We start from the raw sequence: 22,488 nt of genomic DNA, 5'->3' as shown, positions 1-22,488 counted from the left end.
GCGCGATATTCTGCCAACACGACAAGGAACGCTTCATGATCGAACTCGACAACCTGACAAAAGTCTTCGATACCCCGAAGGGCGCCGTGACGGCGGCCGACCACATCAGCATGAAGGTCCCGAGCGGTGAGATCTGCATCCTGCTCGGCCCCTCCGGCTGCGGCAAGACCACCAGTCTCAAGATGATCAACCGCATCATTCGTCCGACCTCCGGGCGGGTGCTGATCAATGGTGAAGATACTACCAACCTCAATACCCAGGACCTGCGCCGCAATATCGGCTACGTGATCCAGCAGATCGGTCTGTTCCCGAACATGACCATCGAGGAGAACATCACAGTGGTCCCCAGGCTGCTGGGCTGGGACAAGACGCGCTATCGCGAACGTGCCCGCGAGCTGATGCGGATGATCGCGCTCGAACCTGATGCCTTCCTCAAGCGCTATCCGAGCGAGCTGTCCGGTGGTCAGCAGCAGCGTATCGGCGTGGCACGTGCCCTGGCCGCAGATCCGCCCGTGATGCTGATGGATGAGCCCTTTGGCGCCATCGACCCCATCAATCGTGCAGTGATCCAGGATGAGTTCCTCAAGATGCAGCAGGATCTCAAGAAAACGATCATGTTCGTCAGCCACGATATCGATGAGGCGATCAAGATGGGCGATCGCATCGCCATCTTCCGCGGTGGCAAGCTGGTGCAGTATTCACCGCCCGATGAATTGCTGGCGGCGCCGAAGAACGAATTCGTCGAATCGTTCCTGGGCGAAGATCGCGCCTTGAAGCGCCTGAATCTGGTCAAGGTTCGAGATCTGGCCAGCGAAGATATCGGCATGGTCACGCCGGATGACACCTTGACCACGGCGCTTGAACGCATTGAGGCCTACGGCTACCAGAACAGCATCGTGATGGTAAATGACAAGCGCCAGCCGGTCGGGATTGTCAGTGCTGCCATCGCCCGTACGTCCAAAGGCCATTGCCGTGATCATTTCCAGAGCGTGCCCGTCGTGGTCACCTTGGATGATGACTTGCGCAAGGTCGCCTCACTGATGTTTGCCAACGACATGACCTGGATACCGTGCGTCGATGATCAGGGCCGAATCATTGGCCAGATCACTCAGCGCGCCATCACCCACCATCTGGGCTCTCGTTATCGGGCGCATTCAGGAGGTGTCGCCGGCGGGGCGCCAGGTCCGGCGGGTGAGATGTCCGCGACCACGGTGCATAAGGAGTAAGCCCATGCCGACAATGAAATTGACGGGCTTGCTACGACTGGTGGCCGTAATTGCGATCTTCATGGCCGGGGTCTGGAGTCAATCGAGTGGCGTGATCGAAGAGTTTCTCTTCTATATCCCGGACATTCAGTTTCTGACGGTACAGCACCTCTGGTTGACGGCACTGTCCGGCGGGCTGGCGATCCTGGTCGCGGTCCCGCTGGGCATCATCCTGTCGCGACCGAGCATGACGCGTTACGCCGAATCCGCCATGCAGGTGCTCAACGTGGGCACCACCATCCCGACACTGGCGGTGCTGGCCCTGTCGATGAGCTTTCTGGGCATCGGCACCGTGCCGGCGGTCTTCGGATTGTTCGTCGCGACCCTGCTGCCCATTACGCGCAATACCTATACCGGGCTCAAGGGAGTCTCACCGGCGCTGAAGGAAGCGGCTTCCGGCATTGGGATGTCGCCACTTCAGCGTCTGATGCGGGTCGAGCTGCCCAATGCGCTGTATGTGATGTTTGCCGGCATTCGTACCGCCCTGGCCATCAATGTTGGCACGGTACCGCTGGCCTTCCTGATCGGTGCCGGTGGGTTGGGGGAGTTGATCTTTACCGGGATCGACCTCTACGACCCCATCATGATGCTGTCCGGCGCCATTCCCACGGCGCTGCTGGCGATCGGGGTGGATGTGCTGGTGGCCTTCGTGGCCTTCCTCGTGGTGCCGCGAGGCGTCAACCCGGCGCGGGCATGAACGAAGACCCACGCGCCGACCCGCTCAGCGCGTGGTGACAGACTGCACGACCTGAACAACAACAACCGGCTGGACCGAAATTTCACAGGATAGGAGAACACCATGAAGACCTTGACGACTCTGCTGACCGGCGCGGCACTGGCCGCTTCACTTTCCACGGCGCAGGCTGACGAGATTGTGGTGGGTGGCAAGAACTTCACCGAACAACAGATTCTCGCCAGCATGACGGGGCAGTATCTGGAAGGCTTGGGGTATGACGTGGAAGAGCGCTCCGGCATGGGCTCCGCCGTTCTGCGTCAGGCGCAGGAAAACGGCCAGATCGACCTCTATTGGGAGTACACCGGCACCTCATTGATCAACTACAACGATGTCAGTGAGCGCCTGAGCCCGGAAGACACCTATGCCCGCGTCAAGGAGCTGGACGGCGAGAAGGGTCTGGTGTGGCTGGAGCCGTCTGCGGCCAACAATACCTACGCACTGGCAATGCGTGAGGCGGATGCCCAGGAGCGCGGTATCGCTTCACTGTCCGACCTCGCGCAGGCGGTCAACGACGAAAAGGGTCTGTCCTTCGCGCTGAACGCCGAATTCTACGCGCGTGATGATGGCTGGCGCCCGCTGCAGAAAGCCTATGACTTCCGTGTCGGGCGCGCCGACGTCAAGCGCATGGATTCCGGTCTGGTCTACCAGGCCCTGCGTGATGGTCAGGTCGATGTCGGCTTGGTGTTCGCCACCGATGGCCGCATTCCGGCCTTCGATTTTACGGTGCTTGAGGACGACAAGGGCTATTTCCCGGCCTATGCCCTGACGCCGGTGGTGCGTGAGGAGTCGCTCAAGGCCAATCCGGAACTCGAGTCGCAGATGAATGCGCTGTCCGCCGAGCTCAATGACGACACCATGGCGAGCCTGAATGCGCAGGTCGATGTCGAGAAGAAGACCATCGAGCAGGTCGCCGAGGACTTCCTGAAGGAACACGGCCTCATGTGACCTTCAGGTACGCCTGATCCTTTGATAGCGAGGCTCAGGGGCTACGCTAGCACGACAAGGCCGCCTGCGGGCGGCCTTGTCGTCTCTGGCGGCCTTGTCTGCCTCGCCCACATCTGCCGCCATCCCGTTGGTCATTTTCGTGTCTGCCAAATTGGAGAAGTCCCATGTCTGCTCCGGATTGTCTGTCTCACGCTATACCCACCCCTCATGCTTTGCCCACCTCTCATGCACCTGCCGAGGATCGCCTGGCGCCTGCGCCGTTGTCCCTGATCCATGATTATGACGAGACCCGTCTCAGCACAGAGCAGTTGCACCAGGCCAAGCGCTGCCTGCTGGATCTGCTGGGCGTCGCGGCAGGTGCGACGCGGACTCCCCTGGCGGCCAAGGCGGCTCGCTATGTCACGCGTCAGCACGGCGGCGACTTGCCGCTGTTGTTTACCAGCGGCACGGCTTCTTCCAGTGGTGTCGCCCTACAGGGTGGCTGGTTGATCGATGCGCTGGACGCCCACGACGGCCAGGTGCTGACCAAGGGGCATGCGGGGGTGGCCTTGTTGCCCGGCCTGCTGGCACTCCCGGAAACCCGGCAACTCAGCGGGCATGCGTTTCTGGCGTTGCTGGCCTATGGCTATGAGATCGCCACGCGCGCGGGCATCGCCTTGCATGCCCAGAGCCCCGATTACCATACGTCGGGGGCCTGGAATGCGCTGGGCGTGGCCGCAGTGGCTGCGCGTCTGCGCGGCTTTGATCGTGAGACGTTGCACCATGCGTTGGGCATCGCCGAGTTCTATGGACCACGCAGCCAGATGATGCGCTGCATCGATCATCCCACCATGCTCAAGGATGGCTCCGGCTGGGGGGCGATGACCGGCATCTCGGCGGCGTTGCTGGCGGAAGATGGTTTCACCGGAGCGCCAGCCTTGACGGTCACGGCGCCGGAGGTTGCTGCGCTGTGGCAGGACCTCGGCCAGCGTCATTATCTGTTCGAGCAGTACTTCAAGGCCTATCCGGTGTGTCGCTGGGCGCAGCCGGCAGTGGAGGCAGTACTGTCTTTGGCAGGCGCCGTGGCTGAGCCTGACGACATCACGCGTATCGAGATCATCACCTTCCATGAGGGCAAGCGGCTGCATGTCATGCACCCCGACACCACGGAGCAGGCGCAATACAGTCTGCCGTGGTCGGTCGCCTGTGCCCTGGGGCGGGGCAGCGTGGATGTGGAAGGTGTTTGCGATGCCCTTGACGATGACGGGCTCAAGGCTCTGGCGAGCAAGGTGGTCATCGAGGAGGATGCCGTATTCAATGCCCGTTTCCCCGCCGAGCGCTGGGCTCGTGCGCGAATCGTGCTGAAAAGTGGTGAGGTGCTGGAAAGCGCAGACCATGAGGCATTGGGCAATCCGGACAAGCCGCTGACGGATGCTCAGGTGCTGGCCAAGTATCAGGCCCTGGCGGAACCGGTGCTGGGAGACCGCGCGGCCAGGTTGCGTGATGTCGTGATGGACCTGGAGTCACGACCGGTCTCCGAGCTGCTGGCGCTTCTGGGAGCACCGGCTTGAATATGGCGGCCGCGGCTGACATTCTGCGCGGCGCTTGATTCTCATTGGCCTGCTTCCTGGCCTTGGCCCTGGTTTTCTACCTGACCTTGACCCTGGCTCCTGCTATTCGTTGCCTTCTCTTTTCATTACCGAGACTTGTTCATGCACCATCAAGATCACCTGCGCGTTGGCGCGGCCCAGATCAACGCCACCCTCGGCGATATTGAGGCCAACCTGGAACGTCATCTCGACATCATCCATCAGGCGCGGGATGTCGATCTGGACTTGCTGGTCTTCCCGGAGCTGTCGCTGACGGGCTATGGCATGGGCAGCCGGGTCATTGATCTGGCCTTTCCGCCGCATGACCCGCGCTTGTTGATGCTCGCGCGTGCCGCGGGCGACATGCAGCTGGTGGTGGGCTTTGTCGAGGAGGCCAGTCCGGGGGAGTACTACAACGCCTTGGCGATTCTGCAGCACGGCGCGCTGCAGGCCGTGCATCGCAAGCTGAACCTGCCGACCTATGGCGGGCTGGAGGAGGGCAAGCTGTTCACCCACGGCAGCGACCTGACCCAGAACGATGTGCGCGAAGGCTGGTCGGCCACCTCACTGATCTGCGCGGACCTGTGGAATCCGGGCCTGGTGCACGCCGCCATGCTCGCGCGTCCCACCGTGCTGTGTGCGCCGATCAATTCGGCCTCGGGCATCGTCAGCGATGATTTCTCCAACGAGCAGAACTGGGCGATCAATCTCCAGTTCTACGCCATGACCTACGGCACGCCGGTCATCATGGCCAATCGCTTCGGGCCGGAAGGCGGCAGTCATTTCTGGGGCGGGTCGCGAATTCTTGGCCCGCGCGGGGAGACGCTGGCCCAGGCGGAAGACCGCGAGATGCTGATACATGCCGAGCTGTCGCGTACCGCGATCGCCAAGGCCCGTTTCGAGCTGCCGACGCACCGCGACGCCGATACGCCGCTGGTCCGTGACCTGATGCTGGGCTATCGCTGAGCGACTGGTGTTAAGCAATTAAGCTTGTCGAACAGCAAGACGCCCGCGCCAGAATTCTGGCGCGGGCGTCTTGTTTATGTCGCGGATGTCTTGTTTGCGTTGCCGGCAATGCGGCTCAGGACGGGAAGCTGAACTGAGCGGCTTCCTGTGCACTGCGCTCAGGCCAGCGCTGGGACACGCTCTTGCGCCGGGTATAGAAGCGCACGGCGTCGGGGCCATAGGCGTGCAGGTCACCGAACAGCGAGTCCTTCCAGCCGCCGAAGCTGTGGAAGGCTACCGGTACCGGCAAGGGCACGTTGATGCCGACCATGCCGACCTCGATCTGGTCGGCGAAGCGACGTCCGGCCTCGCCATCGCGGGTGAAGAGGCAGGTGCCGTTGCCGTACTGGTGGTCATTGATCAGTGCGATGGCGTCTTCGAAGCTTGCCACGCGCACCACGCAGAGTACCGGGCCGAAGATCTCGTCACGATAGATGCTCATGTCCGGCGTGACGCGATCGAACAGCGTGGCGCCCATGAAGAAGCCGGGCGAGCTCTCGACCAGCGGGTGAGTGCGGCCATCCACGATCAGCTGGGCGCCAGCGCTGGCGCCTGCCTCGATATAGCCGGCGACCTTGTCGCGCTGCGAGGCATTGATCAGGGCGCCCATGTCGTGACCGGATTCAGTGCCCGGGCCGATGCTCATGGCGCGTGCCTGAGGCGCGAGACGTTCGATCAGGGCATCCGCGGTTTCATCCCCCACGCAGACGGCCACCGAGATGGCCATGCAGCGCTCGCCTGCGCTGCCGAAGGCGGCCCCGATCAAGGTGCTGGCGGCATTGTCGAGATCGGCGTCCGGCAATACCACGGCGTGATTCTTGGCGCCCCCCAGCGCCTGGATCCGCTTGCCCTGACGGGTGCCGCCTTCGTAGAGGCTCCGCGCCACGGGCGTCGAGCCGACGAAGCTCATCGCCTTGACCTCCGGGGCCGCGATCAGCGCCTCGACGGCTTCACGATCACCATGCACCACGCTGAAGAGCCCCGCGGGCAGTCCGGCTTCGTGCAGCAGGTGGGCCATCTTGTTGGCCGCCGACGGACTCTGTTCCGACGGCTTGAGGATGAAGGCATTGCCGCAGGCCAGCGCCATCGGGAACATCCAGAGCGGCACCATGGCCGGGAAGTTGAACGGCGTGACACCGGCCACGATGCCCAGCGGTTGATGGTTGGACCAGGTGTCGATGCTCGGCCCGGCATTGTGGGAATACTCGCCCTTGAGCAGCTCCGGCACGCCGCAGGCATATTCGACATTCTCGATGCCGCGCTTGAGTTCGCCCATGGCGTCGTCGAGCACCTTGCCGTGCTCTTCACTGATCAGGGCGCAGATCTCTTGAGCATCCCGTTCCAGCAATGTCTTGAAGCGATACATGACCTGAGCGCGCTTGGCGGGCGGCATGGCGCGCCAGGCGGGCAGGGCATCGCTGGCGGCGGCTATCGCACCTTGCACGATGGCGGCATCGGCCAGTGGCAGGCGGCGCACGGCTTGCGCGGTGGCCGGATTGAGCACATCCAGGGTGCGTTCGCCAGTCACGGCGTCACCGCCAATCAGGTGAGTCAGGGTATCCATCGGTCAGTTTTCAGCCTTGTGTTCAGTCGCAGAGAATGTGGCAGAGAAAGTCGCTGTCTTGAGCTGAGGTTGCTGTGAGCCTGGATTGACCAGTGCTCAGAATTGACGCCCCAGCAGTGCCTCATCGAAGGGATAGCGCGAGATCTTCTCGATGCCGGTCTCGGTGATCAGCACCTCTTCCTCCAGCTTGACGCCATCGGCCGCGCCGACTTCGCCGATATAGCTTTCCACCGAGACCACCATGCCGGGTTCCAGCACGCCATCCTTGGAGAAGCGATCAAAGTCCATGTGGTGCGCGACCAGTGGCGTCTCGCCATGCATGCCGACGCCGTGAATGATCGAGGGGTAACGGCGGTCGAGGAAACGCTCGGGAATCTTCCAGGCGCTCTCGGCGATCTCGCGATAGCTGATGCCGGGCTTGAGGATCGACATGTTGTGGTGCACCTGCTCGTGCGCCATCTGGTACAGACTCTGCTGATAGGCGGTCGGTCGGCCCGGCCCGACATGGAAGGTGCGTGAGAAGTCGGAGTAGTAGCCGTGGCAGCCGATGGTGTCGGTATCCAGCGCGACCAGCTCGCCGGGGCGAATCACGCGGTCGCTGGCCTCGTTGAACCACGGATTGGTGCGCGGCCCGGACGACAGCAGGCGGGTCTCGATGAACTCACCGCCCTGGCGGATGACATCGCCGTACATGATGGCGAACAGCTCATTTTCGGTGACACCGGGCTTGATGGCGGCTTCCACGGCGGCAACCGCGGCCTCGCTTCCGGCCATCGACTGGGCCAGACAGGCAATTTCCTCAGGCGTCTTGAGGCGGCGGCAATGCAGGGTGTCCTGCATGCAGTCAAAGACCTCAAGTCCCTGCGCTTCCAGCGAGCGCGCCAGATTCAGGGTGCAGCGGTCCAGCCCGACCTTGCGATTGCCGCCACCATGCTCCTCGATCAGCTGGGCAATCTCGATGCCGAACGGGTCGCTCGAGAGGTTGTCGCGCTGGTTGACGGCGGACCACACCACCTTGGACGTGCGCGCCTCATCGATGGTTTCAAGCCAGGTCGAGACGTGGGCGCTACCGGGGTATTCGAACAGGATCACCGGCCCCTCGAGGGGCACATAGATATAGCGGGTGGAGTTGCGCAGGAAGTAGCCGAACATGTTGCGCGAGCCGGTGGCATAGCGCTGATTGTTGGGATCAAACAGCACCACGGCGGCGTAGCCCTGCTCCGCCATCATGGCGCGCAGGCGGGCCAGACGACCGCCGCGCAGCTGCACAGGGTCAAAGGCCGTGGGAATGCTGTCGCCATTGGCCATTGGCGCGGACGGCACGACCGGGAAGCTTGCGGGTTCACTGTCGGTCAGGCGTTCAAAGTCGACGATGCTCATGATTGGTCTCGGCTCACGGTTTGGTGAAAAGGTCAGGAAAGGCGCTGGAAAAAGGACTGGCACAGGCGCTGGTAAAAGACAGGGCGCACCGGGCTCGGGTATGTCAGTCCGCCAGGTTGTCGCTGCGCTGCATGCCTTCCTTGAGCAGGCGCTCGTGGATAGGTGCCATGCGGCCGAAGATTCGCTGGGCGCGCTCGGGGCGACCGATGAACCCGGGCTCCTTTGCGTAAGCGAAGATCACGGTATGGCGTTCTCGCTCACCGCGAACCGGCGTGACGCGATGCAGGGAGTAGCGACCGAAGAAGATCTGCAGGTCGCCCGGCTTCAGATCGATGGCGGTCAGGCGCGAGCGGTCTCCGTCGAGCACCTTCTCGACGCCCTCGAAGTTCTCGCCCTCGGGACTGCGGATACCGGCGGCGTATTCGAAGCGGCCACCCGCATCGGACTGGCGGGTCATCATCGTGACGATGAATTCGTTGGTGTCGTAGTGCCAAGGATGCTGGCAGCCATCGCGCAGCACGTTGACGACCAGATCCGCGAGCGGGTCGGCATATTGGTGAATGTCGTCCATGCCGACGACGCTGGCGATGAAGTGCTGGAAATCGGGATGCGAGTAGACCTGGCGAATCAGGGTGTCTGAGCCGATGCGATCCCCCGCCACGAAACCGTTGGTGCGATCATCGAAGCGATTGCGCGGATGCGATGCGGGCAGTGAGTCATCACCGTCGCTGTTGTAGGGGTTGGTGACGGTCTGGTTGTAGTGCGCCAGCGGTGAAAGACGCTCCGTTTCCTGCTCCAGACGTGCCAGCGCCTCCTGCGGCACGAAGCCCTCCAGCACAACGCAGCCATCCTGCGCGAGCTGTTCGCGACATTGGCGCATCAGTTCGCGACCCCGCGCTTCTGTCAGTCGATGGATGGGATAGTGTTCTAGATCTATCAGCCCATCGAGAGAGGTATCACTGTCCTGCTGCTGGATTGCGTTCATGCCCGGCCTCCTGTTCCCTGATCGCTAAATAACGTAGGAATAGGTTAGAGGGCGTGTTTTGATAATAGAAATGAATGGTCAAGATCAAATGCATTGCGAGGGCTCATAGATCATGGATACCGACCTGCTTCGTGCCTTTGTCACGGTGGCCGAATGTGAAGGGTTCAGTGCCGCCGGCAAGGTGCTGCATCGCACCCAGTCTGCCGTCAGTCTGCAGATCAAGCGGCTGGAGGATCAGATGGGCGGGGCGCTGCTGTCCCGCACCAGCCGTCGGGTGGAACTCACCGCGTCGGGAGGGCGGTTGCTGCCCTATGCGCGGCACATTCTCAAGCTGCAGGATGAGGCGCGGCAGGTGCTCGGGGTCGATCGCAAGAATGAGCTCATCCGGCTGGGCACGTCGGAAGAACAGGCCAGTACCTACCTGCCCGAATTGCTGTCGCGCTTCGCCGTGGATCACCCCGAAGTGCGCCTGGAGGTGACCTGCAAGATCAGCGCCTCGCTGGTGCATGATTTTCAGGAAGGCTTGCTGGACGCCGTGCTGGTGGTGCGTCACGGGCCGACCCAGACCGGGCGGCTATTGGGGCGCGAACGCATGGTGTGGGTGGTCGCCGAGGACCAGTCGCTTGCAGACTGGGAGGTACTGCCGCTCGCGCTCAATCCGGAAGGCTGCATCTTCCGCGCGCATGCCTTCGCCGCCTTGGGGCGGGATGACCGACAGTGGGATGTGCGTTACTCGAGCCAGTCACCGACGGGCATCAATCTGCCGGTGAAGGCCGGACTGGCACTGACCGTCAAGACACCGCGCAGCGTGCCCTCCGGCTGTCGAATCGTCGGCGATGACGAAGGCTTGCCGCCGCTTGGCCATGTGGAAATCGAGCTTCATCGCTCGCCGGGCCATGTCAGCGATGCGCTGAGTGACTTCTGCGATCACCTGGAAGCCATCGTCACCGGCAAGGGCAAGCTTGAAGAGGTTGGGGCGCTGGAGGCGAGCGCTGGGGTTGGCACTGAGGTCAGCCCTGAGGCTGGCGTGGATACAGATGTCGCGACAGCGCGTGAGGCAGCGACCGCTGGTTGAGCAGTAAGCTTGTGCCGATGACTCACTTTTCGAACATCTTGCCGGCGGAAAATACCGACTCTCGGGGAAGATTGACCTGTCGCAATGAGAGACGATGCGGTCATATGAACGACATGCCAACGTGAGTCGTGTACGCGAAAATGAAAACGATACGGGCGCCCTGATCAGGGTGCCCGTATCGTTTTCATGCCAGTAGCATTGTCACTGAAAGACGCTTGATGGAGTCGCGAATATCAGGTGCGTCCTGCCAGTGGTGCCGAGGGAGATTGCGCACCCGATACCGGTTGCTGAGAGGCATCATCGACCGGCTCATTCATCATGTGTCCCCCCGGGATATTGGCCAGGTTGAGGGTGGCATCGACCTGGCTGAGGAACAGCAGGTGGCGCTGATATTCATTCAGCACGTCATGGATCACCTGATTGCGTGTGAAGCCATTGAGGTCCTGACCGATGCCGCCTTCGGCGAGATGCACATCCAGGCGCAGGTAGTAGTCATCGTCCGCAGGCAGGAAGCTGGGAGTCCGCATGCGGCATGGGCGCACCTGATACAGGAAGCTGGGGGCACCGGGGAAATCGACCTGCAGCGTCGGGCAGCCACCCTCTATTTCTTCACTGTCGCGCTCCGTGACCGAGGCCTGATGGCCATGAGCCTGCAGCTCGCTGGCCAGCTGCTGCAATGCCGGGCGTACCGAATGCTTGAGCAGGCTGGCAGCGCCATGTCGTGTCGAGCCATCCAATGTCCGTGATAGCCGCTCACGCCAGTCACTGTCTTCACCGCTGACGATGGACACCATCTGGCGCGCTTCGGCCTTGTCGCTTTCGATGCTCAGCGCGCGGTACATGCTGATCATCACCAGGAAAATGACCGCAGAGAATGGCAGAGCCGTGATCACGGCAACGCTTTGCAGTGTCTGCAGGCCACCGGCCATCAATAGCGCAATGGTGATCACGCCGATGACAACGGACCAGAAGATACGCAGCCGTATGGGGGCATCGTGGTTCACGTCACGCAGCACATAGGTGAAATTGGAGAGTACCAGGGCGCCGGAATCGGCAGAGGTCACGAAGAACACGATGCTCAGAAGTGTCAGAAGGCTGGCGGTAAAGCCCACGCCGGGCAGTTGTTCCAGGAAGGTATAGATGCTGGTCTGCGGCGTATTGAGTGCCTGCTCGCCCAGTTCCACGACACCGGACTGCACCAGCTCGATGGCCGAGTTACCGAAGACACTCATCATGATCATGATGAAGGACAGCGGGATGAACAGAGCGCCGGCGACGAACTGGCGAATGGTGCGTCCTCGCGAGATACGCGCCAGGAACAGGCCGACGAACGGTGCCCAGGAAATCCAGAAGCCCCAGAAGAAGACGGTCCAGCTGTTGAACCATGGCTGCTTGTCGGGGGCATAGGCGTAGGTTTCAAAACTCAGGCCGAGATAGGCGCTGGCATAGTCGCCGACATTGGTCACCAGTGCATTGAGCAGGTGCAGCGTGGGGCCCTGGAGCATCACGAACAGTACCAGTCCTCCGACCAGCAGCAGGTTCAGTTCCGATAGCCTGCGGATGCCTTTCTCTACGCCGGAGATCACCGAAAGCGTGCCCAGTACGATCACCATGATGATGATCAGAAGCTGCGAGACCAGCCCTTCACCGACACCGAACAGATAGTTCAGACCGTAGTTCATCTGCATCACGCCAATTCCGAGGGCGGTGGCGATGCCGAAGACGGTGGCCAGAACGGCGGTGATGTCCACCGCGTTGCCGATGGGGCCATAGATGCGCTTGCCGAGCAGCGGGAAGAGTGTCGAGCGGATGGCCAGCGGCAGTCGATGGCGATAGCTGAAATAGGCCAGTGCCATGCCCATCACCACGAAGACGCCCCAGCCGGAAATGCCCCAGTGCATGAAGGTCTGCACGATGGCACGGCGCTGCATCTCTTCGCTGGTCCCGGGACCGCCTGGCGGTGTCAGGAAGTGTGAGAGTGGTTCGGAGACCACGAAGAACAGAATGGCGCCACCGATACCTGCCGCGAACAGCATGGCCGACCAGGAAAGCGTCGAGAACTCTGGCCGTGAGTGGTCTGGCCCCAGTCGAATGCGGCCGAAGCGGGACAAGCCGATACCGACCACGAACACGACATAGAGTGTGACGGCCAGCATGTAGTACCAGCCGAAGGTGTTGCCGATCCAGTCCAGGCAATGCTTGAAGAAGGCGGTGGCCTGTTCCGTGAAGCCCATGGCGTAGACCACGAGCAGTACGATGGCGATCAGAGAGTAGCGAAAGACCGCATGATTCAGGTGGCTACCCGAGTCTGTCTGGGGCGCATCATGCGCGACATGATGCGCTGCATCCTTTGGTGTCATGCTCAAGCTCCCGAAGAAAATGAACGAGGTGAGTGAGTTGCCAGCAGCGTGGCTTGGCCATCAGCAGGCAGGGGCTTCGGGGAAGCGTGAACGGCGCTCAAGGTCATCGAGATCAATGGTATTGCGCATGTACTGAGTGCTGGCATCGAATTGTGGGTCGTGATCCCAGGCGGTGGTCTTGCCCCTGGACAGGGCACGTGACACCAGACGCCGACGGCGCTGGCTGGCCAGGACCGCTTCATGGAGTTGCGGCATGTCCCAGCGCTCGGCGACCTCCGCGCGCAGCTCTGCCATGAGCTCGGCATGCAGGGGGGAATCGGCGAGATTCTCCACTTCCAGCGGATCATGAGACAGGTCGTAGAGCTGGTCAGGGTCGGCGGGAGAGTGGATGAACTTGTAGGAGTCGCGACGGATCATGATCAGCGGAGCCACCGCGCCTTCGCCCATGTACTCACCGATGACCTCGTCATGGCCTTCCTTGCCTTCAAGGTGTGGTACGAGGCTGCGGCCATCCAGCGGTGCGGCGTAATCGGGCGGTGTGCCGTAGCCGGCCAGCTCGGCGAAGGTCGGCAGCAGGTCCATGGTCGAGACACAGGCGCTGACCCGCGCGGGGCTGAAGTGGCTGGGGGTATGCACGATCATCGGCACACGGGCGGAATTCTCGAACCAGCTCATCTTGTACCAGAGGCCACGTTCTCCCAGCATGTCGCCGTGATCGCCCGAGAACACGATGATGGTGTTGTCATCCAGCCCCGTCTCTTCCAGCGTCGCCAGAATGGTGCCGATCTGATCGTCCACGTAGCTGATGGCGCCGTAGTAGGCATGCCGGGCATTGCGGATCTGCGCTTCGTTCACCGTACCTTCCTGCATCTGATAGACGTAACGCAGGCGTTCGGAATGCGGGTCACGTGGCGCGGACTGGTAGGTCAGCGTCGGCATGTCGATATCTTCATGCCGGTAGCGGTCCCAGTATTGCTGAGGGATGGCGTATGGATCGTGCGGGTGCGTCAGCGAGACAGTCAGGCAGAAGGGCCGCTCATCGGCGCTGCGTGCCTGATCGTACAGGTAGCGGCGGGCACGGAAGGCGACTTCATCATCGAAGTCCAGCTGGTTGGTGCGCACGGCAGGCCCAGCCTGAATGACCGATGACATGTTGTGATAGTAGGTCGGGCGCTTGTCGAAGTTCTCCCAGTCCACGAACCAGCCATAGTCGGCCGGATAGATATCGGTGGTCAGGCGTTGCTCGAACCCGTGCAGCTGGTCCGGGCCGCAGAAGTGCATCTTGCCGGAGAGAGCAGTCTTGTAGCCGGCATCACGCAGGTAATGAGCGAAGGTCGGAATGTCGGCTGCCAGGTCGGCTGCATTGTCGAAGCCACCGATGCGGGAGGGCAGCTGGCCGGTCATCAGCGTGAAGCGTGACGGAGCACAGAGGGGGCTGTTGCAGTAGGCCGCATCGAAGACGACACCTTGGCTTGCCAGGCGCGAAAGGTGCGGTGTCTTGACCAGCGGATGACCGTAGAAGGGCAGGCAGGAAGCAGTCATCTGGTCTGCCATGAGAAACAGGATATTGGGCTGTCGAGTCATCTTGAGGCCTCTGGCTTATTATTGGATGTGGGACATGTCGCATCGGGGGTTCAATGCACCGAGCGAGTCTCACTGGTGGCCAATGACCTGTAAACTGGCTGTTTTTTAATTCGAGGTATTAGCAGAGTTTATGGCAAACATCGGCCGGCATGTGTCACCCAATCTATTGCGTGTATTTGAGGTGGCGGCTCGTCATCTGGCGTTCACGCGTGCCGCTCAGGAATTGCGCTCCACCCAGTCCGCCGTGAGTCAGCAGATCAAGGCGCTTGAATCTTCGTTGGGCGTCGCGCTCTTTCGGCGGGTGCATCGCGGGGTACGTCTGACAGAGGCCGGTGAGGAGCTGTTCAAGGGTGTGACGGAAGGCTTCGATGTCATCGAGCAGAGCATCAATCATATTCAGCACCCGCAGACCTGTGGCCCGCTCAATCTGCTGACGGACTTTGCCTTCGCCAGTGCCTGGTTGATGCCGCACCTTACGGAATTCCGGCGCCTGAATCCGAGCATTGATGTGCGTTTCATGACCAATCAGGGCGTGTTGGATCACTCAATGCAGGAGATGGATGTCGCCATCCTGTTTCGAGGGGCTGATGACCCCCAGCCACGGCTGTTGCGCGAACGCGTCTTTCCTGTCTGCAGTCCGGCATTCCTGGAGCGGCACGGCCCGATCGAGAGCCTCGAGCAACTCAGCCATTTGCCCCTGCTCACCTTGACGGCGGAACAGGGCCAGGCCTGGATGGATTGGCCGACCTATCTCGCCGCGCAGGGCATTCATGGGGATGGCGGGCAACGCGAACTGACACTGAACAATTACCCTCTGCTATTGCAGGCCGCCGCCGCAGGGCAGGGTATCGCACTTGGCTGGCAGGGCCTGTGTGAAGAAGCGCTGGCATCGGGCGTCCTGATCGCGCTGGAGGAATTTGGGCTGAGTACCGATTGCGGGTACGCATTGATCGACGTAAATCCCGATGAGCACTCTGCGTCCAAACAGGCACTGATGGACTGGATCAAGGTGAGTTTTACAACGCCGGTAGCAGAGGTCTCATGAGAAGTGACGTGGCCCGTGTCGGTATTGATGATTGCTCCAAAGCAGCATGACCCTCTCGGTAAGGCTACAAGCATTTTTGAAACCCGATCATTCGGCCTCGGCGACGGCGATAATGGATGTGTGGGTTACTATGCCCAAGCCTTAAACTCTCCGCCACGCAGCGTGATAGGCTGGTGCTCGGGGCCCCCCCCCCGACAGCAATGCCGGCTGGCCATGCCATTGGCCCAGCTGCTTGCAGGTCAGCTCACTGTCGAGGGCAACCACAATGATGTCGCTTGTCACAGCCACCAGCGATTTGTCATCGCTAAGCAAAACCTAATCATGAATGCTATAGCCCACCATGCTGTCGCCCTTGGCTCGACAGAAGTAGCTGGCGCTGAGGTGAGAGATCAGGTGTTCGGTGAGGCCCAGGACGTGATCAAGTTCCGCATCCGCGTGGATGGAAAACCCAGCCCGAACCTCCCCAGCCATCAACGGCAGGGTACAGCAAGAATCGCTATCCGACTGCCCCAGCATTTCGACTCCGCAAGAGGTAGCGTCATCATGTTGGAAGGGCAACGTCTTTCTCTCGATTGCTGTGCAGGCATAAAGTGTCAGAGGGGCGAAGGAGCGAGGTAATAGCGCTTCTGAGAGAAAGAAAGGGCAACACACGGCTTTCCCGGTCCAAGGGAAGCGCTGACACTGAGGAGCGGGCGCTACAGGCGACGATCTGGAGTGAATTCGACCTCTTCGGCACTCTGGGCCAGCACCAGAAAAGCGGGGTGCTCTGGATTAACGAGATAGTTCGTTTCTCGGGGCGCGACCACACTCGGAACCGCCAGAGCTAGGCTCGACTGTCCCTCAAGCCAGTCGTCACCGATCTCGGCTGTGGAGGGTGGCGCCGGCTCAGCTCGCCAATCTGCTGGCAGAACGTCCTCCGGGAGCTGCATTAGTACCTCCTCCCGGAATGTCACCTCCAGGAGCGCATACTCCTTCAGCAGCTGATTGTCTTCCAGGTGAACCATCACCTCGAGCATGGCCAATGACTCTGTGCTCGCGAGGTACACACAGGCCTTGCCTTTGCTGTTCCAGCGCCCGCCGTACAGCCGAGCCCCTTCCCCATCAAAGGCTGTCTTTAGCCACTTCCGCTTAACGAGCCGATAACCGCGCACCACAGTCATGCAAAGACGCCATGCTCAAGCCGGCCGATCAGATCTAGAACGGCTTCGGCGCCAGCAGTGGTAGCCACCATCTCGACCGGTCGACGGCCCCCCAGCCCACGCACGGGGCTGAGCAACCATTCTTTCGCCTTCGCCTTGTCGCCTTCGAACAGGTCCACCGCGCTCTTGTACACCTCAGCGAAACGGTAAAGCCGATCGCCCTCGGCAGGTTTGAAGTAGCCAGTATCGGCACGACGCTTCAGGGTTGCCGGAGGAATGACCACATACCGTGCCAACTCCTTGCTCTCAAGCCCGGAGGCCTCGGTGAGCTTGGTATAGACTTTGTACGAGATGCCGGCACTCAGCGCTTCATGCAGCTTGGCTCCACGCGAGGGAAGACCCAGAGCCCTCCAGAAGTCGTCCTTCCGAGCGGCTGGTTTTGGGCGATACTCTTTGATAGCGGCTTGCATAGCTCTCTCCCGTGACTTCATCTGATACCTCTTCAGGGTATCAGATGATTCATTTGACAGCATCTCGTATCGTTTGTCGGCTTCCTGAGGTAGTACTGGCCGTAGGCCAAAACCTGAACAGGCATCAGACAGAAGAACACGAACGCCGCCACCAGCCTCGCCAACGCGATATCGACAAGGGTGCCCGAGCGGATATCAATCTTGTTGTTGGTCATCACCCTGTCATTGCTTCCTGAAGTTTGACGCTATCAATCACAGGCTAGCGGGTTTACGGAGAAGGGGTTGGGCGAGGTTCGGGTGTCCATGGCATACGCGCCCCCAGAATGTCCGCGCGCTGGATGATCTCGGGCACGAAGGCTTCCTGACGATGCGCCATGATATGCACGCCGCTGACGCCCTCGATCTCACGCAGCTGCTGGATCATCTCGATGCAGATATCACGGCCCTCCGCCTTCTGATCCCGGGCTCCCTCCAAGCGCTTGAGCACGTCATCCGGGATATGCACGCCGGGAACATGGCGGCGCATCCACTCGGCGGTGCGTGCCGAGGCCAGCGGGCCGACGCCGGGCAGGATGAAGCATTTCTCCAGCAGGCCCAGATCACGGGCACGATGCATGAAGTCCTGAAAGCGCGGCAGGTCGAAGCAGTACTGTGTCTGGATGAACTGGGCGCCGGCGGCAATCTTCTTGGCCAGACGGTGAGGGCGAAACGCGAAGGGCGGGGCGAAGGGGTTGGCGGCTGCGCCGAGAAATACCGGGGGCGCTGAGGTCAGTGCTCGGCCGCTGGCAAAGGCGTGCTTGTCACGCAGCCCGGCGACGATTTCCAGCAGTGACAGGGAGTCGAGGTCGTACACCGGCTTGGCCTCGGGGTGATCCCCGACCTGCACGCCATCTCCGGTCAGGCATAGCAGATTGCGGATGCCCAGTGCCGCAGCGCCCAGCACATCGCCTTGGATGGCGATGCGGTTTCTGTCACGACACGAGATCTGCATCACCGTCTCATGGCCTTCGCGGGCCAGCAGGGCACACATCGCCATGCTCGACATATGGCAGTTGGCGCCCGAGCCATCGGTGGCGTTCATGGCATCCACATGGCCGGCAAACAACTGCGCGCGCGCATTCACCTCCTGTGGATCGGCCGAGTCGGGCGGTGCCAGCTCGGCGGTGACGGCAAACTGACCGCTGCGAAGCACTCTCTCCAGGTGACCTACGTTGCTATCGCGCTCGGTAGGTGGCGGTTGGGTGTTGTCCGGGATAGTGAGTCTGGAGGTCATTTCAGGCTCTCTCGGCGTTCAGCGGCTTGCCGAGCCACGCGCAGCCAGGATGAGGTGCCCTGCAGGCGATGGTCCACCGGCAACTGCACGATCTGGATCGCGTCGTTGTCCTTCATCCGCTGGCTGCCTTCCCAGGCTTCCACCCACACGCAGCGCGTGTCCGGTTCGACTTCACAGTTGCCATTCTGCATGACACCGCCGCAGGGGCCGTTGCGCAGGTGCTTGGGGCAGTTCATTGAGCAGGACATGCCGGTCGAACTCAGAATGCACTGGCCACACATCTGACAGTCAAACAGCAAGCCCTTGCAGGCTTGCTCCAGTCTGGCGACGGGCTTCTCGGCGCGTGCGTAACCGACGGACTTCCACAGCGGCTGCAGTTTGATGATCACCGGCTCGACGGCCTGATAGGTGAGCTCCAGCAATCGCGCGTGACGTGCGGCCCACAGACGAATCGAATACACGCATGCCTCCTGTCAAAACCTGGCGGGGGTAACGCCCTGGGCGTTTCGGAGCGCTATCTTCGCATGGCCGCCACCCGGGCCGACATCCCGTGGGCGACAGCGTCACTATCGAAAGGCGCAGGATAAGGCGCAGGCGACGGGCCATGAAGGACTCATTGTTCGGCGCCGAGGCTTTCAATGATGAAGCTCTCCATGGCCTGCGCCGCCGGCGACAAGCTGGCGCCCTTGCGGCGAATCAGGCCCACTTCGCGACTGACCCGCGGTTCAGCGAGCTCAATGAACCGCAGGCGCTCATATTCCTGCGGAAATGCCAGGCGGGGCAGCGTCGTGACCCCCATCCCGGCGACCAGCGTGGCTGTCAGCGAAATCATGTTGGAGATATACAAGGCATGCATTTCGAGCAGTGACTCGGCCGCCGTGCCCTGCAACAGCCGCGAGGTGCCATTGCCGATCAGGGATTCTGTCTCCAGTGCTTGCCATGTCAGAGTCTGGCGCTCGGCCAGGGGGTGATCGTCACGGCAGACCACGCCGACTTCGTCATGGAACAAGGGATGAAAGAGCAGTTCTTCCTCCAATCCCCACAGGCTGGTGATGCCGATGTCGACCTGACCGCTGATGACCTGCTCGCGGACAAAATCGGCGTTTCCATCGTGGAGGCCGACCTTGATCCCCGGATAGCGACTGACGAACTCGGAGAGCAGTTTCGGCATCAGTCGGCTGGCCACTGACGGCACCACTGCCATGTCCAGTTGGCCTGCCTCCTTGGCGGCGCGCGCCTGTAGTTCCCGGCTCAGACGATCATGCTGATTGATCAGCTCCCGAAAGCGCGGCACGCAGTAGCTGCCATAGGGGGTCAGGGTCGCCTTGGCACCCTTCTCGAACAGTGCCTCCCCTAGGCGGTTTTCCAGCTCGCGGATGGCCATCGACAGGGCTGGCTGCGTGCGATGCAGATAACGAGAGGCAGCGTGAAAACCACCGTGATCCACCACTGCCAGGACATAGCGCAGTGGCGTGATCTTCAGCTCTGCGACCATCGCGTCGATCCTCTTCAAAGTGGTAAGGGAAATTTATCATAGGGTATTTATTATTGATTATCTTTATCCCTCTGGTCCTCCTAGTCTGTTGTCACCGCGTTCAAGGAGGTTCACATGTCACACCACACCACTACCGCCACTCACGCCGCTGCTCACGATCTCTACATCGATGGTCAGTGGGTCGCAGGTCAGGGCAGCATCGCCAATCTCAATCCGTCCGATACCCGTGATGTCATCGGCCAATATGCGCAGGCCAGTGTCGATCAGGTTGCCGATGCCATCCAGGCGGCCAAGCGTGGCCAGGCACAATGGGCCCAGTCGGGTCTCGAGCAACGTTATTCCGTGTTGATGGCCATCGGCGATGAGCTGATCGCACGCAAGGCGGAGTTGGGTGAGCTGTTGGCACGTGAGGAGGGCAAGACCCTGGCGGAGGGAGTGGGTGAGGTACATCGCTCCGGGCAGTTCTTCCATTACTACGGCGCTGAAGTGCTGCGCCAGATTGATGAGCGCGCAGACTCGGTGCGTCCTGGCGTTGAGGTCGAGGTCCGTCGGGAACCCGTCGGTGTCGTCGGTGTGATCAGCCCCTGGAATTTCCCGATGGCGACAGCGGTCTGGAAGATTGCGCCTGCGCTGGCCTTCGGCAACTCGGTCGTCTTCAAGCCGGCCAATCTGGTCCCTGCGAGCGCATGGGCGCTGACCGAAATCATTCATCGCCAGTCACTCCCGGCAGGCACTTTCAATTTGGTGATGGGCCCGGGCAGCAGCATCGGGGATGAACTGATCTCCAGCCCTGACATTCATGCCCTGTCCTTCACCGGCTCTCTGGAAGTGGGACGTCGAGTGGCGGCGGCCACTGCCGCCAATCTGGTCAAGTGCCAGCTGGAAATGGGCTCCAAGAACGCCCTGATCATCGCCGATGATGCCGACATGGAGCTGGCCGTCGAGGCAGCCTTCAATGGTGCCTACTCAGGCACTGGGCAGAAATGCACGGCATCTTCGCGGCTGATCGTGATGGAATCAGTCCATGACGAGTTCGTGGAAAAGCTGACTCAGCGCCTGTCTCAGGTACGCGTCGGCCACGCATTGGAAGAGGGCGTGCACATGGGGCCTGCAGTCGATGCCAAGCAGCTCGAGTCCAACCTGTCCTGGGTACAGCGCGCGCAGCAAGAGGGCGCAACGTTGGTCTGCGGCGGCGAGCGTGTGGAGTGCGCCACCGAGGGCTACTTCATGAGCCCGGCGTTGCTGGTAAATACCAGCAACGACATGGCCATCAATCGCGAGGAGATCTTCGGTCCCATCGCCTGTGTCATCAAGGTGAGCGACGCAGAAGAGGCCATCAATGTGCTCAATGACACACACTTCGGGCTCACGGCGGGCATCATCACCAACTCCCTGAAACTGGCCAGCAGCTTCAAGGCGCGTGCCGAGACCGGCTGCGTGATGGTGAACCTGCCGACTGCAGGAACTGATTACCACGTGCCCTTCGGCGGACGTAAGGCTTCAAGTTTCGGGCCTCGTGAGCAGGGGCGATACGCGCGAGAGTTCTACACCGTCGTGAAGACCTGCTACATCAAGGCGTGAGGAGGCCCCATGTCAAAGACAATGCTGACGATCGATGGCCTGCAGTATTCCAACTGGTCACGCGAGATATTTGAACAGATGCGTGAAGGCGGGCTGGACGCCGTGCATGCCACCCTCGTGTACCACGAGACGACGCGAGAGACGTTGTCGCGTCTTGGCGAGTGGAATCGTCGTTTCGAGGCCTGGCCTGATCTGATCATGCCCGTGCATGTGCCGCAGGACATCGCGGTTGCACAGGCCAGTGGGCGTGTCGGCATCATCCTGGGGGCGCAGAACTGCTCCCCCATCGAGGACGATATCGACATGGTCGAGGTGATGCGTGACCTCGGGTTGATGATCATGCAGCTGACCTACAACAACCAGAGTCTGCTGGCCTGCGGGTGTTATGAGGCGGAAGACAGCGGGATCACACGCTTCGGACGCCAGGTGATCCGTGAGATGAATCGCGTCGGCATGGTCATCGACATGTCACACAGCGCAGAGCGCTCCACGCTCGAGGCGATCGAGATATCCGAGCGCCCCGTGATCATTTCCCATGCCAACCCGGAAAGCTTCCACCCGGCAAAGCGCAACAAATCCGACAAGGTGCTCAAGGCCATCGCGGAGAGTGATGGTCTGCTGGGGTTCTCGGCGTATCCCTTCCACTTGCACAATGGCTCCGACTGTACCCTGACCGAATACTGCGAAATGATCGCCAGAACCGCAGACCTGATGGGCGTCGAGCACCTGGGGATCGGTACCGACCTGTGCCAGAACCAACCGGTGTCTATTCTGGAGTGGATGCGCAATGGCCGCTGGTCCAAGGATATGGATTACGGTGAAGGCAGTGCCAGCAACGCTGACTGGCCGCGCCCGCTGTCCTGGCTACGAGACAGTCGTGACTTCCCCAACCTGATTGCTGGTTTGCGCAAGGTCGGCATGTCCGAGGACGAAGTGGCCGGCATCATGGGCAAGAACTGGGTCGCGCTCCTCGAGCGCGCCGCGACCCGTCAGGAGACCGCGCCTGCCTGATCGCCGT

General features: G+C 61.3%; 20 protein-coding genes. 9 read left to right on the top strand and 11 right to left on the bottom strand.

Annotation, left to right across the window (positions count from 1 at the left end; genetic code table 11):
• The first annotated feature begins 35 nt into the window (after positions 1-35).
• The 5 genes from R1T44_RS12720 (at position 36) to R1T44_RS12700 (ending at position 5,480) form a co-directional block, all read left to right on the top strand.
• The gene (locus tag R1T44_RS12720; protein ID WP_234368134.1) at positions 36-1,226 is read left to right on the top strand and encodes an ABC transporter ATP-binding protein; all 1,191 of its coding nucleotides are present in this window, start codon (positions 36-38) and stop codon (positions 1,224-1,226) included.
• A gap of 4 nt (positions 1,227-1,230) precedes the next feature.
• Positions 1,231-1,962, top strand: coding sequence for an ABC transporter permease (locus R1T44_RS12715; protein WP_107336400.1), 732 nt, complete (start codon positions 1,231-1,233; stop codon positions 1,960-1,962).
• Positions 1,963-2,064: 102 nt separating this feature from the next.
• Positions 2,065-2,946, top strand: coding sequence for a glycine betaine ABC transporter substrate-binding protein (locus R1T44_RS12710; protein WP_288388205.1), 882 nt, complete (start codon positions 2,065-2,067; stop codon positions 2,944-2,946).
• A gap of 164 nt (positions 2,947-3,110) precedes the next feature.
• On the top strand, positions 3,111-4,496 hold the full coding sequence (locus R1T44_RS12705; RefSeq protein ID WP_317292135.1) for an MmgE/PrpD family protein: 1,386 nt from the start codon (positions 3,111-3,113) through the stop codon (positions 4,494-4,496).
• Between the two features lie 141 nt (positions 4,497-4,637).
• On the top strand, positions 4,638-5,480 hold the full coding sequence (locus R1T44_RS12700; protein WP_131432377.1) for a nitrilase-related carbon-nitrogen hydrolase: 843 nt from the start codon (positions 4,638-4,640) through the stop codon (positions 5,478-5,480).
• Positions 5,481-5,595: 115 nt separating this feature from the next.
• On the opposite strand, the gene R1T44_RS12695 is transcribed toward R1T44_RS12700, so the two are convergent.
• The 3 genes from R1T44_RS12695 to R1T44_RS12685 form a co-directional block, all read right to left on the bottom strand.
• Complete coding sequence (locus tag R1T44_RS12695) at positions 5,596-7,083, bottom strand: CoA-acylating methylmalonate-semialdehyde dehydrogenase (protein ID WP_288388275.1); 1,488 nt, start codon at positions 7,081-7,083, stop codon at positions 5,596-5,598.
• Between the two features lie 96 nt (positions 7,084-7,179).
• Positions 7,180-8,463 (bottom strand): M24 family metallopeptidase, encoded by a 1,284-nt coding sequence (locus R1T44_RS12690; protein WP_317292134.1) that lies wholly within the window; start codon positions 8,461-8,463, stop codon positions 7,180-7,182.
• 103 nt (positions 8,464-8,566) lie between these two features.
• Positions 8,567-9,448: a HalD/BesD family halogenase gene (locus R1T44_RS12685; protein WP_200017222.1), complete on the bottom strand. Its 882-nt coding sequence runs from the start codon at positions 9,446-9,448 to the stop codon at positions 8,567-8,569.
• Between the two features lie 112 nt (positions 9,449-9,560).
• Between R1T44_RS12685 and R1T44_RS12680 the strand changes: the two genes are divergently transcribed.
• Positions 9,561-10,523, top strand: a complete 963-nt coding sequence (locus tag R1T44_RS12680; RefSeq protein ID WP_288388074.1) for a LysR family transcriptional regulator — start codon at positions 9,561-9,563, stop codon at positions 10,521-10,523.
• 233 nt (positions 10,524-10,756) lie between these two features.
• Here R1T44_RS12680 and betT read toward each other — a convergent pair whose 3' ends face one another.
• Entirely contained in the window at positions 10,757-12,883 is a 2,127-nt protein-coding gene (betT, locus tag R1T44_RS12675; RefSeq protein ID WP_288388075.1) for a choline BCCT transporter BetT, read from the bottom strand.
• A gap of 60 nt (positions 12,884-12,943) precedes the next feature.
• Positions 12,944-14,467, bottom strand: coding sequence for a choline-sulfatase (betC, locus tag R1T44_RS12670; protein ID WP_288388076.1), 1,524 nt, complete (start codon positions 14,465-14,467; stop codon positions 12,944-12,946).
• A 130-nt stretch (positions 14,468-14,597) separates the two neighbouring features.
• Between betC and R1T44_RS12665 the strand changes: the two genes are divergently transcribed.
• Positions 14,598-15,512 (top strand): LysR substrate-binding domain-containing protein, encoded by a 915-nt coding sequence (locus R1T44_RS12665; protein ID WP_131432371.1) that lies wholly within the window; start codon positions 14,598-14,600, stop codon positions 15,510-15,512.
• Positions 15,513-16,207: 695 nt separating this feature from the next.
• Here R1T44_RS12665 and R1T44_RS12660 read toward each other — a convergent pair.
• The 6 genes from R1T44_RS12660 to R1T44_RS12635 form a co-directional block, all read right to left on the bottom strand.
• The gene (locus R1T44_RS12660; RefSeq protein WP_131432370.1) at positions 16,208-16,672 is read right to left on the bottom strand and encodes an RES family NAD+ phosphorylase; all 465 of its coding nucleotides are present in this window, start codon (positions 16,670-16,672) and stop codon (positions 16,208-16,210) included.
• Positions 16,669-17,121: a type II RES/Xre toxin-antitoxin system antitoxin gene (parS, locus tag R1T44_RS12655; RefSeq protein ID WP_024952500.1), complete on the bottom strand. Its 453-nt coding sequence runs from the start codon at positions 17,119-17,121 to the stop codon at positions 16,669-16,671. Before parS ends, R1T44_RS12660 begins: the two co-directional genes overlap by 4 nt.
• 32 nt (positions 17,122-17,153) lie before the next feature.
• Positions 17,154-17,336, bottom strand: coding sequence for a hypothetical protein (locus R1T44_RS12650; RefSeq protein WP_054556200.1), 183 nt, complete (start codon positions 17,334-17,336; stop codon positions 17,154-17,156).
• Between the two features lie 53 nt (positions 17,337-17,389).
• Positions 17,390-18,394, bottom strand: a complete 1,005-nt coding sequence (locus R1T44_RS12645) for a methylenetetrahydrofolate reductase (protein WP_317292133.1) — start codon at positions 18,392-18,394, stop codon at positions 17,390-17,392.
• Positions 18,391-18,855 (bottom strand): methylenetetrahydrofolate reductase C-terminal domain-containing protein, encoded by a 465-nt coding sequence (locus R1T44_RS12640; protein ID WP_077373944.1) that lies wholly within the window; start codon positions 18,853-18,855, stop codon positions 18,391-18,393. The genes R1T44_RS12645 and R1T44_RS12640 overlap by 4 nt, the downstream gene beginning before the upstream one ends.
• Before the next feature lie 152 nt (positions 18,856-19,007).
• Positions 19,008-19,889, bottom strand: a complete 882-nt coding sequence (locus R1T44_RS12635; protein WP_131432367.1) for a LysR family transcriptional regulator — start codon at positions 19,887-19,889, stop codon at positions 19,008-19,010.
• A 114-nt stretch (positions 19,890-20,003) separates the two neighbouring features.
• Between R1T44_RS12635 and R1T44_RS12630 the strand changes: the two genes are divergently transcribed.
• A complete protein-coding gene (locus tag R1T44_RS12630) occupies positions 20,004-21,470 on the top strand; it encodes an aldehyde dehydrogenase family protein (protein WP_288387997.1) in 1,467 nt (488 codons plus the stop codon).
• Between the two features lie 9 nt (positions 21,471-21,479).
• Positions 21,480-22,481 (top strand): dipeptidase, encoded by a 1,002-nt coding sequence (locus tag R1T44_RS12625; RefSeq protein WP_205741734.1) that lies wholly within the window; start codon positions 21,480-21,482, stop codon positions 22,479-22,481.
• Positions 22,482-22,488 lie beyond the last annotated feature (7 nt).

The sequence above is a fragment of the Cobetia amphilecti genome, assembly GCF_032923285.1.
Taxonomy (GTDB): domain Bacteria; phylum Pseudomonadota; class Gammaproteobacteria; order Pseudomonadales; family Halomonadaceae; genus Cobetia; species Cobetia amphilecti.
Note: the sequence above shows the minus strand (reverse complement) of the source record. Positions and strands in the feature narration are given on the sequence as shown.

Coding starts and splice junctions, on each gene's coding strand:
- R1T44_RS12665 (WP_131432371.1), top strand. CDS start 14,598: ATGGCAAACATCGGCCGGCATGTGTCACCCAATCTATTGCGTGTATTT.
- R1T44_RS12700 (WP_131432377.1), top strand. CDS start 4,638: ATGCACCATCAAGATCACCTGCGCGTTGGCGCGGCCCAGATCAACGCC.
- R1T44_RS12630 (WP_288387997.1), top strand. CDS start 20,004: ATGTCACACCACACCACTACCGCCACTCACGCCGCTGCTCACGATCTC.
- R1T44_RS12660 (WP_131432370.1), bottom strand. CDS start 16,672: ATGACTGTGGTGCGCGGTTATCGGCTCGTTAAGCGGAAGTGGCTAAAG.
- R1T44_RS12650 (WP_054556200.1), bottom strand. CDS start 17,336: ATGACCAACAACAAGATTGATATCCGCTCGGGCACCCTTGTCGATATC.
- R1T44_RS12705 (WP_317292135.1), top strand. CDS start 3,111: ATGTCTGCTCCGGATTGTCTGTCTCACGCTATACCCACCCCTCATGCT.
- R1T44_RS12625 (WP_205741734.1), top strand. CDS start 21,480: ATGTCAAAGACAATGCTGACGATCGATGGCCTGCAGTATTCCAACTGG.
- R1T44_RS12695 (WP_288388275.1), bottom strand. CDS start 7,083: ATGGATACCCTGACTCACCTGATTGGCGGTGACGCCGTGACTGGCGAA.
- R1T44_RS12690 (WP_317292134.1), bottom strand. CDS start 8,463: ATGAGCATCGTCGACTTTGAACGCCTGACCGACAGTGAACCCGCAAGC.
- R1T44_RS12720 (WP_234368134.1), top strand. CDS start 36: ATGATCGAACTCGACAACCTGACAAAAGTCTTCGATACCCCGAAGGGC.
- R1T44_RS12645 (WP_317292133.1), bottom strand. CDS start 18,394: ATGACCTCCAGACTCACTATCCCGGACAACACCCAACCGCCACCTACC.
- R1T44_RS12710 (WP_288388205.1), top strand. CDS start 2,065: ATGAAGACCTTGACGACTCTGCTGACCGGCGCGGCACTGGCCGCTTCA.
- parS (WP_024952500.1), bottom strand. CDS start 17,121: ATGCAAGCCGCTATCAAAGAGTATCGCCCAAAACCAGCCGCTCGGAAG.
- R1T44_RS12680 (WP_288388074.1), top strand. CDS start 9,561: ATGGATACCGACCTGCTTCGTGCCTTTGTCACGGTGGCCGAATGTGAA.
- R1T44_RS12685 (WP_200017222.1), bottom strand. CDS start 9,448: ATGAACGCAATCCAGCAGCAGGACAGTGATACCTCTCTCGATGGGCTG.
- R1T44_RS12635 (WP_131432367.1), bottom strand. CDS start 19,889: ATGGTCGCAGAGCTGAAGATCACGCCACTGCGCTATGTCCTGGCAGTG.
- R1T44_RS12715 (WP_107336400.1), top strand. CDS start 1,231: ATGCCGACAATGAAATTGACGGGCTTGCTACGACTGGTGGCCGTAATT.
- betC (WP_288388076.1), bottom strand. CDS start 14,467: ATGACTCGACAGCCCAATATCCTGTTTCTCATGGCAGACCAGATGACT.
- betT (WP_288388075.1), bottom strand. CDS start 12,883: ATGACACCAAAGGATGCAGCGCATCATGTCGCGCATGATGCGCCCCAG.